Annotated in this window: 11 protein-coding genes; 6 read left to right on the top strand and 5 right to left on the bottom strand. The window is 71.7% G+C overall.

What is annotated here, in order from left to right; genetic code table 11:
• The first annotated feature begins 974 nt into the window (after positions 1 to 974).
• Positions 975 to 1,754, top strand: coding sequence for a formylglycine-generating enzyme family protein (locus tag ACZ6S8_RS28340; RefSeq protein ID WP_469460235.1), 780 nt, complete (start codon positions 975 to 977; stop codon positions 1,752 to 1,754).
• 804 nt (positions 1,755 to 2,558) lie between these two features.
• On the opposite strand, the gene ACZ6S8_RS28345 is transcribed toward ACZ6S8_RS28340, so the two are convergent.
• Positions 2,559 to 3,512 (bottom strand): NAD-dependent epimerase/dehydratase family protein, encoded by a 954-nt coding sequence (locus tag ACZ6S8_RS28345; protein WP_469460236.1) that lies wholly within the window; start codon positions 3,510 to 3,512, stop codon positions 2,559 to 2,561.
• A gap of 22 nt (positions 3,513 to 3,534) precedes the next feature.
• Between ACZ6S8_RS28345 and ACZ6S8_RS28350 the strand changes: the two genes are divergently transcribed.
• A complete protein-coding gene (locus ACZ6S8_RS28350; protein ID WP_469460237.1) occupies positions 3,535 to 4,311 on the top strand; it encodes an SDR family NAD(P)-dependent oxidoreductase in 777 nt (258 codons plus the stop codon).
• A 55-nt stretch (positions 4,312 to 4,366) separates the two neighbouring features.
• A complete protein-coding gene (locus tag ACZ6S8_RS28355; RefSeq protein ID WP_469460238.1) occupies positions 4,367 to 4,729 on the top strand; it encodes a DUF4180 domain-containing protein in 363 nt (120 codons plus the stop codon).
• Between the two features lie 88 nt (positions 4,730 to 4,817).
• Here the strand turns inward: ACZ6S8_RS28355 and ACZ6S8_RS28360 are convergent, their stop codons facing one another.
• From ACZ6S8_RS28360 to dhaK, 4 genes are all read right to left on the bottom strand, one after another.
• Positions 4,818 to 5,696 (bottom strand): DUF817 domain-containing protein, encoded by an 879-nt coding sequence (locus ACZ6S8_RS28360; RefSeq protein WP_469460239.1) that lies wholly within the window; start codon positions 5,694 to 5,696, stop codon positions 4,818 to 4,820.
• A gap of 145 nt (positions 5,697 to 5,841) precedes the next feature.
• Positions 5,842 to 6,234: a PTS-dependent dihydroxyacetone kinase phosphotransferase subunit DhaM gene (locus ACZ6S8_RS28365; protein ID WP_469460271.1), complete on the bottom strand. Its 393-nt coding sequence runs from the start codon at positions 6,232 to 6,234 to the stop codon at positions 5,842 to 5,844.
• A gap of 62 nt (positions 6,235 to 6,296) precedes the next feature.
• Positions 6,297 to 6,902 (bottom strand): dihydroxyacetone kinase subunit DhaL, encoded by a 606-nt coding sequence (gene dhaL / locus ACZ6S8_RS28370; RefSeq protein WP_469460240.1) that lies wholly within the window; start codon positions 6,900 to 6,902, stop codon positions 6,297 to 6,299.
• A 70-nt stretch (positions 6,903 to 6,972) separates the two neighbouring features.
• On the bottom strand, positions 6,973 to 7,977 hold the full coding sequence (dhaK, locus tag ACZ6S8_RS28375) for a dihydroxyacetone kinase subunit DhaK (RefSeq protein ID WP_469460241.1): 1,005 nt from the start codon (positions 7,975 to 7,977) through the stop codon (positions 6,973 to 6,975).
• Positions 7,978 to 8,282: 305 nt separating this feature from the next.
• Between dhaK and ACZ6S8_RS28380 the strand changes: the two genes are divergently transcribed.
• The 3 genes from ACZ6S8_RS28380 (at position 8,283) to ACZ6S8_RS28390 (ending at position 12,498) form a co-directional block, all read left to right on the top strand.
• Positions 8,283 to 9,131 carry an MIP/aquaporin family protein gene (locus ACZ6S8_RS28380; RefSeq protein ID WP_469460242.1) on the top strand — a complete coding sequence of 283 codons (849 nt, stop codon included), beginning with the start codon at positions 8,283 to 8,285 and terminating at the stop codon, positions 9,129 to 9,131.
• Positions 9,132 to 9,200: 69 nt separating this feature from the next.
• Positions 9,201 to 10,718 carry a glycerol kinase GlpK gene (glpK, locus tag ACZ6S8_RS28385; protein WP_469460243.1) on the top strand — a complete coding sequence of 506 codons (1,518 nt, stop codon included), beginning with the start codon at positions 9,201 to 9,203 and terminating at the stop codon, positions 10,716 to 10,718.
• Positions 10,719 to 10,785: 67 nt separating this feature from the next.
• On the top strand, positions 10,786 to 12,498 hold the full coding sequence (locus ACZ6S8_RS28390) for a glycerol-3-phosphate dehydrogenase/oxidase (protein WP_469460244.1): 1,713 nt from the start codon (positions 10,786 to 10,788) through the stop codon (positions 12,496 to 12,498).
• The last annotated feature ends 101 nt before the right edge of the window (positions 12,499 to 12,599 follow it).

Raw genomic sequence — 12,599 nt, forward strand, 5'->3', positions numbered from 1 at the left:
CGCACCGCCGCACCGCCGCACCGCCGCACCGCCGCACCGCCGCACCGCCGCACCGCCGCACCGCCGCACCGCCGCACCGCCGCACCGCCGCACCGCCGCACCGGCCAGCTACACCCGTGCGCCGGCACCATGCACGACACGGCACCCGGCAACCGCACGCGGAAACAGCCCTACGCCGTACGGCCGCCCGGCCCCACCCGGGCGAACCGGCACCCACCACACCCCCAGCCCAGCCACGGGCAACGCCTGTGCACGAACAACGCCGGAAAACAGCGGCCATCCAAACGCGTGAGACCACCCGCACCCGCACCCGCACCCGCACCCGCACCCGCACCCGCACCCGCACCCGCACCACAACATCAGCACGGCACCCACCACGCCACGCAGCCGCCGGCCGATGCCACACACCACCCCCATCAGCCCGCCCCCGTCAGCCTGCCCCCGTCAGCCTGCCCCCGTCTGCCCACCCCGGGACACCCGCGGCGGACAGAACCCGCATCCACACCCGGGCACCAGCACTGCGATGACACACCGGGGATGCCACACGGCCAGGCAGACCAGACCCACGCCAGGCCCGGGCCTCACAGACGAGGGCGCAGCACCCCAGAACCCAGCTCCGCACCACCATGCACGTGCCAACCGGCCTCCGGCCCGCCGAACAACCCAGCCCGGGCACGGCCGGAAGCGGGGATGCTTATGCGCCGGTGCAGGCCCTGGCAGCACACGACTCAGCACCAAAACGCCACCCGGGCACCCGGGCCCCGCACGGTGTCGGCGGCGGGGGCCTTGTCGGCGTACACATGAAGATGCCCGGCTTGGTACACGCGAACGTGCACCACTCGTCATGCCGGAGCACGTGTGGTCCGCTGTCCTGGTTCCAAAGTCGCTGGCGAGACAGGTCCATCGGCCGATGCCCGATCCGACCACCGAGGTGATCATGAGCGTTGTCTCTCCGGTCGAGCCGAGGAGGAGCCGTGCAGGCAGAGCAGGTGAACTGGGTCGAGATCCCCGCCGGGTTGCTGCGTCGGGGTACACCGGTCGACGAGGTGCCGGCAGTGGCCCGCCGCTATGCGGACACCGGGGTCCCGGTGGACTGGTACATGAAGGAAGCCCCCCGTGCGGAGATCCACATCCCGGCATTCCGGATCGCCCGCACACCGGTCACAGTCGGCCAGTGGACACGTTTCGCGGCGGCCACAGAAAGACCGGTCCCACCGACACCGGCCGGCCATCCGGTCATCGGGGTCACCTGGGAAGCGGCGACGGCCTACTGCCGGCGGCTCGGAGAACAGGCCGGCCTCGATGTACGGCTGCCCACGGAAGACGAATGGGAGCGCGCCGCGCGGGGCGACGACGGCAGAGAGTTCCCATGGGGCGAGGAATACCGTACCGGCCTGGCCAATCTGGTGGACCTCGGCATCGGCGCCACAATGCCAGTCGGCTCGTTCCCCGACGGAGCCAGCCCCTTCGGTGTGCCGGACATGACGGGAAACACCGACGAGTGGACCTCCACCCCCTACGCCCCCTACCCCGGCGCGCCCGCCGAGGTGCCAAGCACCGAAGACTGGGCCTTCGACCGGCACATCACCCGAGGCGGCGCGTTCCGCCACGACCGGGACCTGGCCCGGTGCGCCCGACGACACGGCGCCTACGAACCAGACCTTGAAGCGATCGGTGTGGGCTTCCGCCCGGCGGCACCAGCCGCACAGAACCGGACACCGTACCGGCCTCGCATGACGGGCGGCACCCCCTGAGGCCATGCAGGTCGGACTGTACCCACCTGTGCACATACCGGTGCACGCCGACAAGCCTCCCCTACACCTCGCTGGCATCCAATCCAGCCGAGCAAGAGAACACCCCGGCCACACCCCCCCCCCCCCGACACCACGACACAGACACCCAACCCCGCCCCCCTGTCGTGCGACTGCCCCCCTCACCGGGTTCAAGAACACCAGGAACCCCCCGCACAGCAGTCCCCCTCCCAGGCACCCCACGGACATGACACGACCCCCACGCAGTGCACAGCCCAGCCCTACACGACCCGCAACCCGCACCCGCCCGGCTGGAAACAAGGGACCAGGCAGCCGGAGAACCACCGCCACCAGCAGCCACTCGACACAACGCACTCACCTGAATGCGGACGGCATTGCCCGAAGAACACCACCTGCGGACTTCCCCGCAACAACCCACCCCAGCCACCGGACGCTGCACACCGAACGCTACACACCGGACCGCACACGACACTGCAGACCCGACCCCACGGCCCGGACCCAACCCACACCACACGCCGAACACCGCACATCACGCCGAACACCACACTCCGGACCCGACGCAACACACCGCAGCCCGACCGAACCAGCCCGGACCACAACCCACAACCCGCGACCCGCGACCCGCAGCCCGCAGCCCGCACAGATCACCCGGCCATCCCAGCCATCCCGGCCACCCCGACCACCTGGCCACCCCGGCCAGCCCGGCCAGCCCGGCCACCCCGACCACCCCGACCACCCCGGCCACCCCGGCCACCCCGGCCACCCCGGCCACCCCGGCCACCCGGCTTACAACTGCCCCCGGTACCAGTCCGCATACCGGCCGAACGCCTCCGCGAACCCAGGACCCGGCGACACACCCACCGACCCCCACAACCGGCCACTGTCATACCAGTGATCCACCGCAAACAACGACACCAACCGCCGCACCCCCGCATCCGCACCCTCCACACCCCCCAACCACGCCAACGCACCCTCCACATCCACCTCCCCCGACGGCAACACCAACCCCAACTCCCCCACCACCGTCCCCACCAACTCCCGCGCACTCACCGGCTCCGGATGCCCCACATGAAACACACCCCCCGACACCCCACGCCCCACCGCCAACTCCACCAACACATCCGCCAACACATCCACCGACACCATCGACATCCGCGCCCGCCCCCCATCCACCCAAAACGGCAACCGCGCCAACAACCCCACCAACGACGGCACCACCCACCGATCCCCCCGGCCAAACACCAAATGCGGCCGCAACACCGTCCCACCCGCCCCCAACACCAACCGCTCCCCCTCCAACCGCGTCACACTCGCCGCAGACACCGGCCCCTCCTCCAACTCCCCCTCCACCGCACCCCGATGCACCCCATCCCGATACACCGCAGCCGTCCCCAACTGCACCACCCGACCCACCCCCGCCCGCCGCGCCTCCCCCAACAACGCCCGCGTCCCCTCCACATTCACCACCCGACACTCCTCCCACCCCCCACCCACCCGCGACGCCAAATGCAACACCACCCCCACCCCCTCACACACACCCCGCAAAGACCCCACCACACCCAAATCCCCCCACACCACCTCAACCCCCTCCACACCCTCCAACCCCACCGGCACCCCCACCCGATGCACCAACAACCTCACCCCCACCCCCAACCCCACCAACCGCCCCACCACAGCCGACCCCACAAAACCAGCCGCCCCCACCACCAAAACCCGCCCACCAAACCCCACAACACCCATCCCCGCATGCTACGTTCACGCGATGACCAGCGGCACCAGCACACCCCTCATGGCCAACCAATCCGCCCTCATCACCGGCGCCAGCAGCGGCATCGGAGCCGCCGCCGCCCGCGTCTTCTGCCGCGAAGGCGCCGCCGTCACCCTCGTCGCCCGCCGCGAACCCCAACTCGCCGCCCTCACCCAAGAACTCCAAGACCAAGGCCACCACGCCCAATACGTCATCGCCGACGTCCGCAACACCCACCAAATCGCCCACGCCGTCAACACCGCCATCAAAACCTACGGACGCCTCGACTCCGCCTTCAACAACGCCGGAACCGGCGCCACCCCCCAACCCATGCACCTCCTCGACGAAACCACCTACGACACCATCATGGACACCAACACCCGCGGAACCTGGAACAGCATGCGCCACGAAATACGCGCCATGCTCAAAAACGGCCACGGCCAAATCGTCAACAACAGCAGCACCGCCGGCCTCGTCGCCACCCCCGTCACCGCCCCCTACATCGCCTCCAAACACGCCATCATCGGCCTCACCAAAGCCGCCGCCAACGAATACGCCCCCCACAACATCCGCATCAACGCCATCGCCCCCGGCACCACCAAAACCGAAATGATCACCAACTGGCTCAACGAAAACCCCACCATCGAACAAACCCTCCTCAACACCACCCCCCTCCCCCGCCTCGCCACCCCCACCGAAATCGCCGAAGCAGCCGCCTGGCTCTGCAGCCCCCGCTCCACCTTCGTCATCGGCACCACCCTCTCCATCGACGGCGGCTGGACCACCCGATAACCCACCAACCCCACCAACCACAGGCCAGCCACCACCAGCCCGCTAGCCTGGCCGCATGACCACCCTGGAAGAGATCCACGACGTCCCCGTCCTCGTCTGCGCAGTCGAGGGACCCTCCATCGAAAGCGAGCAGGACGCACTGGACCTCATCGGCAACGCCGGCTATCTGGAAGCCCGTTGGGTCGTCGTGCCCGCCGCCCGGCTCAGTGACGACTTCTTCCGGCTGCGCACCCGCGTCGCCGGGCACATCAGCCAGAAGTTCGCGCAGTACCGCATCGGCCTGGTCGTACTCGGTGACATCGCCCGGCACACGGAAGCCAGCCCCGCGCTCGAGGACTTCGTCAGGGAGTGCAACAGCGGGCGTCAACTCTGGTTCGTGCAGGACAGGGAGCAGTTCGCGGAGCGACTCCAGGGCTGACCACGCCACCGTCGGCACGCAGGCCTCTCGGAGCCCGTGCCCGGAGCCCGCGCCCGGAACACGTGCACGGACGGTTCCGGGCGCCGCCCTACGACGTCGCCAGCGCGGGCACGTCCCTCGGCGGCCCGTCCCCCGCCCCGTCCGTCCCCCCGGACCGGGCCGCCTCGCCGGACGCCAGCCGGATCTCCGAATCCGGGGCTTCCCGACGGCGGGTACGGGCGACGAGCACGAACGTCACGCTGATCAGCAGCGCCCACGCGCCGAACTTGCTCAGCGGGACCGGCTGCCAGCCCTCGAGCTGGTGGGGATAGCTCCAGGCGCCCACGTACGTGGCCGCGTTCTCCGCCACCCAGAGGAAGAAGCCGATCAGCGCGAAGGCCAGGGCCAGCGGCATCCGGTAGCGGGACCCGCCCACCGTGAAGCGGACCCAGGTACCGGCCATCGACGCGACCAGCAGCACGGCGAGCACGAGGCGGGCGTCCGGCAGCCAGTGGTGCGTGAAGAAGTTCAGGTATACGGCGGCCGCCAGTACGGCCATGGTGCGCGGCCGGTACCGGACCAGCGACAGGTCCATGATCTTCCAGGCCCGGCAGCAGTAGCTTCCGACGGCGCTGTAGAGGAAGCCGCCGTAGAGCGGCACGCCCGCTACCTTCGTCAGCGCGTCCTCCGGATAGCTCCACGACCCCATCCGGACCTTCACCAGCTCGAAGAGCAGCCCGATGGCGTGGCAGCCCAGGATCACGGCGGTGTCCCGGGGGCCGTCCCAGCCGACCTTGCGGGCCAGGACGGTCAGGGCCACGCCGAAGAGCAGGAGCAGGTCGTAGCGCGCGACCGGCAGATCGGCCGGCAGCAACCGCGAGGCACCGATGCCGCCGACGAGCACCACGGCGAAGGCCACGGCCCGCACCTGGTCGCATCCGAAGCGCCAGAACTGAGCGCAGCCGTGGGAGATCCTCTGGAACGTCATGCCCTCGCAGACGGCTGACCGGCGCCCACGGTTGCGCACGGCCCCGACTGCTGCAGCGCCGCCCGGGACGGCGGGCGGGCTGTGCGCCGGCCGGCCCCGGTCAAAGCCGCGGTGCGTGCCCAGTCGGTTCCCACCGTCCGCCCGGTCAGTTCTTGCGGTACTCGTACGCCTCGCCGGCGGCCGCCACGACCGCCTCCAGGGCAGCTCCGGCGGAGGCCGCGACGACCGCCGCCGCCGCGCCCTCCACGAACGGCGCGTCCACCAGCCGTGCCCCCGGCGGGAGTTCGTCGTCCTCCAGCAGGGCCTTGACGGTCAGCACGGCGCTGCCCAGGTCGACCAGCAGGGCGATCCCGGCGCCTCGGTCCACCTCCCGGGCGGCGGCGAGGATCAGATCCGCGCTCGTGCCCAGCCCTCCGTCGGGCGTACCGCCCGCAGCCGCGACCGGCGCCACGGGCCCGCCCGCGGCCAGGCCCCGTGCCAGGTCGGCCACCGACGCGGCGACCGCCGCACTGTGCGAGACCAGCACGATCCCGACCAGCCCGGGGCCCGCGTCCGCATCAGCCCCCGCGCCCCCCGCGCCCGTACCCGCCTCCGGCCCGGTCACAGCACACCGTCCGCGACGTCCGCCAGCGCCCCCAGCAGCAGTGCCGACGAGGTCGCGCCCGGATCCTGGTGTCCGATGCTCCGCTCGCCCAGGTAGCTGGCCCGGCCCTTGTGCGCCTGCATCGGGACCGTCGCCAAGGCTCCGCCCTCCGCCGCGTCCGCGGCGGCCCGGTACGACGTGCCCAGCGCGGCGATCCCCGGCAGCAGGGCGTCCAGCATCGTCTTGTCGCCCGGGGCGGCCCCGCCGAGTGACGCCACCGCACCGACTGCCGCGTCCAAGGCCTGCCGGAGGTCCTCGTCGGAGACCTCGGCGGCGTCCCCGAGCTCCTTGCCCGTACGCCTCAGCAGCGTCCCGTACAGGGGGCCCGAAGCGCCGCCGACGGTCGAGATGAGGGTCCGCCCGGCGAGCTGGAGCACCGCTCCCGGAGCGGCCGGGGCGTCCTTCTCCAGGGCGGCCCGGACCGCGGTGAAGCCGCGCAGGAGGTTGCTGCCGTGGTCGGCGTCCCCGATGGGTGAGTCGAGCTCGGTCAGCCGGTCCGACTCGCGCTCCACGGCGGCCGTGGTGGCCACCATCCAGCGCCGGAAGAAGTCTGCGTCTCGCACCGGATCTCCTCGCCTCGCGCCGGAACCCAACCGCCCGGCGGCCCGCCATCGTCCTTCCGCCACCTTACGGTCAGCGCCCCCACCGCAGCGCGGACGTCTGCACGGGCGCGTCCCACAGCCGCAGCAGTTCGTCGTCGGCCCGGCACAGGGTCACGGAGCAGCCCGCCATGTCCAGCGAGGTCACGTAGTTGCCGACGAGGGTGCGCGCCACCGGCACGCCCCGGGCCGCCAGCACCGCCGCCACCTCGGCGTGGAACCCGTACAGCTCCAGCAGCGGGGTCGCGCCCATCCCGTTGACGAGTGCCAGCACCGGTCCGTCGGCCGGTGCGACCTCCGCCAGGTCGTCGAGTACGGCGCCGACGGCGAACTCCGCGATCTCCCGGGCCGTCATCATCGCGCGCCGCTCGCGGCCCGGTTCGCCGTGGATGCCGACGCCGAGTTCCAGTTCGCCGTCCGGCAGACCGAAGGTCGGGCTGCCCTTGGCGGGAGTGGTGCAGGCGCTCAGTGCCACGCCGAAGCTGCGCGAGGCCCCGTTGACCCTTCGGGCCACGGCCGCGACCTGGTCCAGCGGCGCGCCGGCCTCGGCCGCCGCACCGGCGATCTTCTCCACGAAGAGCGTGGCCCCGGTGCCGCGCCGCCCCGCCGTGTACAGGCTGTCGGTCACCGCGACGTCGTCGTCGACCAGCATCCGCTCGACGTGGATGCCGTCCTCCTCGGCGAGCTCGGCGGCCATGTCGAAGTTGAGCACGTCCCCCGTGTAGTTCTTCACGACGAACAGCACGCCCTGGCCCGCGTCCACCGCCTTGGCCGCATGCACCATCTGGTCGGGCACGGGTGAGGTGAACACCTCGCCGGGACACGCGGCCGACAGCATGCCGTACCCGACGAAGCCGCCGTGCAGGGGCTCGTGCCCGGAACCGCCGCCGGACACCAGCCCGACCCGGTTGCCTTCCCGGGCGTCCCGGCGTACGACGACCCGCCGCTCCACGTCCACGTCGAGCTCCGGGTGGGCGGCCGCCATCCCGCGCAAGGCGTCCGCGACCACCGTGTCCGCACTGTTGATCAGCATCTTCATCGGGTACCTCCCAGGTGGAACCGACGGGTGGGCCCGCGACCGGTGCGGCGCGCGCGCCCTCCCACCCAGTGTGCCGCCGGGGCCCCGGCATCCGCGACGGACGCGACGGGCACGAGGTTCACGGGTCCACGAGGGACACGCCGGCCGGATGTCCCCGCTGCCGTCGCGGTCGACGCGGGGCTGCCGTCGGGTCGCGCCGCTTGCGTACCGTCCGCTCGCACGGCCGACGCACCCGGGACTAAAATGCTTGCGAAGACTCGGGGCTGTCGACGGCCGGTCTTAGGCCCGGCGGGAAGCGGGCACCCATGACGGAGCGGTTCAAGAGGTCGGGGCTGGTGGGCGAGCTGTCGGCTGAGTTCGCCGGCACCATGATCCTCATCCTCTTCGGTTGTGGAGTGGTGGCCCAGGTGGTCGCCGGAGGGGCCCTGACGGACCCCGCGGGCGGCCTGGGCAATCACGACAGCATCGCCTGGGCCTGGGGCCTCGGCGTCACCCTGGGCGTCTACGTGGCCGCACGGCTGAGCGGCGCCCACCTCAATCCCGCCGTGACCGTGGCGCTGGCGACGTTCAAGGGCTTCCCCTGGAGCAAGGTGGCCCCCTACGCCCTCGCGCAGACGGCAGGGGCCTTCGTGGCGGCCCTGATCGTGCGGTGGAACTACACCGAGGCACTGGCCAAGGCCGACCCCGGGCACACGATCAAGACGCAGGGCGTCTTCTCCACGCTGCCGGCCAACGGAAACACGAACCTGCCGGTCACGGAATGGGGCGCGCTGCGCGACCAGATCATCGGAACCGCGATCCTGCTCCTGCTGATCCTCGCGGTCACGGACCTGCTGGGCACGCCTCCCGGCGCCAACCTGGCACCGTTCATCGTCGGCCTGATCGTCGTGGCGATCGGCATGGCCTGGGGCACCAACGCCGGTTACGCGATCAACCCGGCACGCGACTTCGGCCCCCGGCTGGCGAGCTTCCTCACCGGGTACGGCGGGGCGTGGCGAGATCAGTACGGTCAGTTCTACTTCTGGGTGCCCATCATCGGCCCGCTGATCGGCGGTCTGCTGGGCGCAGGTCTGTACAAGTTCTTCATCGGCCGGTTCCTGCCGACCGCCGAGCCGGAACCGCCCGGACGGGTCCCGTCTCCGGACGAGAGCTGACCGGACCGCGGGGCGGGCCGATACCGGTCCGCCCCGCGGCAGAAGAAGCCCCAAGAGAGGCGGCATCCCATGGCTGACTTCGTCGGCGCAGTGGACCAGGGGACCACCAGCACCCGTTTCATGATCTTCGACCACGCAGGCAACGAGGTGGCCAGGCACCAGCTGGAGCACACACAGGTCCTCCCGCGCTCGGGATGGGTCGAGCACGACCCGGTCGAGATATGGGAGCGCACCAACTCGGTGATGCAGAACGCGCTCCGGCACGGGAACCTCTCCGCCTCCGACCTCGCGGCCATCGGCATCACCAACCAGCGCGAGACCACCGTCGTGTGGGACCCCCGGACCGGCCGTCCCTACTACAACGCCATCGTCTGGCAGGACACCCGCACCGACTCCATCGCGGCCGCGCTGGAGCGCTCGGGCCAGGGCGACGTGATCCGGCGCAAGGCGGGACTGCCGCCGGCCACCTACTTCTCCGGTGGCAAGATCCAGTGGATCCTGGAGAACGTCGACGGAGTCCGCGAGGCGGCCGAGCAGGGCCACGCCCTCTTCGGCAACACCGACTGCTGGGTGCTGTGGAACCTCACCGGCGGACCGGACGGCGGCATCCACGCCACCGACGTGACCAACGCCAGCCGCACCATGCTGATGGACCTGGAGACCCTCGACTGGGACGACGAGCTGCTGGGCTTCTTCGGCGTCCCCCGGTCGATGCTGCCGACCATCAACCCGTCCTCCCACCCGGAGGCGTTCGGCCGGACCCGGACCTCGCGTCCGCTGCGGGAGGCCATCCCCATCACCGGTGTGCTCGGCGACCAGCAGGCGGCCACCGTCGGGCAGGTCTGCTACGCCCCCGGCGAGGCCAAGAACACGTACGGCACCGGCAACTTCCTGGTGCTCAACACGGGCACCGAGCTGGTCCGGTCGCAGCACGGCCTCCTCACCACCGTGTGCTACCAGTTCGAAGGCAGCCCGGCGGTGTACGCGCTGGAGGGGTCGATCGCGGTCACCGGCTCCGCGATCCAGTGGCTGCGCGACCAGCTGAAGATCATCGGTGACGCCGCGGAGAGCGAACGCCTCGCCCGTACGGTCGAGGACAGCGGCGGCATCTACTTCGTCCCCGCGTTCTCGGGCCTGTTCGCCCCGTACTGGCGCTCCGACGCCCGGGGGGCGATCGTAGGCCTCGCCCGGTACCACGACAACGGTCATCTGGCGCGGGCCGCGCTGGAGGCCATCTGCTACCAGAGCCGCGACGTCGTGGAGGCGATGGAGCAGGACTCCGGCGTGCACCTGGACGTGCTCAAGGTCGACGGCGGCGTGACGGCCAACGACCTGTGCATGCAGATCCAGGCCGATGTCCTCGGCGTCCCCGTCAGCCGCCCCGTCGTGGCGGAGACGACCGCGCTCGGCGCCGCGTACGCCGCCGGCCTGGCCACCGGATTCTGGCGGGACACGGACGAACTGCGCACCCACTGGCAGGAGTCCAAGCGCTGGGAGCCCCGGTGGACCGAGGAGCAGCGGGCGGAGGGCTACGCGGGCTGGAAGAAGGCGGTGGAGCGCACGCTCGACTGGGCCACGGTCGAGTAGGCCGCAGACCGGCACGCGTACCGCACGAGCACGCTCATGCCCGTACCCGCACGACCAGGAGGAGACCATGGTGAATCCGGTGGCGCTCTCGCCCGCGGCTCGCTCGGAAGCCCTCGCCGGGCTGGGCCGAGGAGAGCTCGACGTCCTGGTCGTCGGCGGCGGCGTCGTCGGCGCCGGGGCGGCCCTGGACGCCGTCACCCGGGGCCTGCGGGTGGGCCTCGTCGAGGCCCGGGACTGGGCGTCGGGCACGTCCAGCCGCTCCAGCAAGCTCATCCACGGCGGACTGCGCTACCTGGAGATGCTGGACTTCCGGCTCGTCGCCGAAGCCCTCAAGGAACGCGGGCTCCTGCTCCGGTTCCTGGCCCCTCACCTGGTGCGTCCGGTGCCCTTCCTGTACCCCCTGCAACACCGTTTCTGGGAACGGCCGTACGTGGGTGCAGGCGTGCTCCTGTACGACACCATGGCGACCGCCTCCGGCACGTCCCGGGGCCTGCCCCACCACCGGCACCTGCTCAAGCGCCAGGCCCTGCACGAGGCGCCCGCCCTGCGCTCCGACGCCCTCGTCGGCGCGGTCCAGTACTGGGACGCCCAGGTCGACGACGCCCGGCACACCATGTTCCTGACCCGCACGGCCGTCGCGTACGGGGCGCTGGCCGCCAACCGCACCCGGGTCAGCCGGTTCCTGCGGCAGGGCGAGCGGGTGGTGGGCGCCGTCGTCACCGATCTGGAGACCGGCGAGGAGACCGAGGTACGGGCCAAGCAGGTCATCAACGCCACCGGTGTGTGGACCGACGACACCCAGGCGATGGCCGGAACCCGCGGCCAGTTCCACGTCCGCGCGTCCAAGGGCGTGCACCTGCTGGTCCCGCGCGACCGGATCAACTCGCGCACCGGGCTGATCCTGCGCACGGAGAAGAGCGTGCTGTTCGTCATCCCGTGGGGGCGGCACTGGATCATCGGGACGACCGACACCGACTGGACGCTCGACAAGGCCCACCCCGCGCTCAGCTCCCGGGACGTCACGTACCTGCTGGACCACGTCAACGCGGTCCTGACCACTCCCCTCGTCCCCGAGGACGTGGAGGGCGTCTACGCGGGGCTGCGCCCCCTGCTGTCCGGCGAGGCCGCGGAGACCAGCAAGCTGTCGCGGGAGCACCTGGTGGCGCACCCGGTGCCCGGGCTGGTCGTGGTCGCGGGCGGCAAGTACACGACGTACCGGATCATGGCCAAGGACGCGGTCGACGAGGCGGCACGCGGCCTGGACGAGAAGGTCCCCGACTGCACCACCCAGCGCGTCCCCCTGCTCGGCGCCGACGGCTATCCGGCGCTGTGGAACTCGCGGCAGAGCCTCGCCGCCCGCTCCGGGCTCCACGTCGCCCGCATCGAGCACCTCCTGAACCGCTACGGCTCCCTGGTGCACGAGCTGCTCGCCCTGGTCGCGGAGGACCCCTCGCTCGGGGAGCCGCTGCCGAGCTCCGACGACTACCTGCGGGTCGAGGCGGTCTACGCGGTGACCCACGAGGGCGCCCGGCACGTGGAGGACGTCCTGGCCCGGCGCACCCGGATCTCCATCGAGTCGTGGGACCGGGGCGTGGACGCCGCCCGGACCGTCGCCGAGCTGATGGCGCCGCACCTGGGATGGGACCGGGCGCACCAGGACCGCGAGGTCGACCACTACCTCAAGCGGGTCGCCGCCGAACGCGAGGCGCAGCAGCAGCCGGACGACCGCACCGCGGACGCGGTGCGCCTCGGCGCCCCCGACATCCTCCCGGCGGGCTGACCGCGGGCGGCCCCGCGGTGGCCCCGCCGCCCCCCCGGCCCCCCGGGGGCGCCCCCCGGGCCGCCCCGGCCCGCCCCCGCCCGGTGGGGGGGGCGCCCTTG

It is taken from the genome of Streptomyces sp. NPDC048461, from assembly GCF_055587105.1.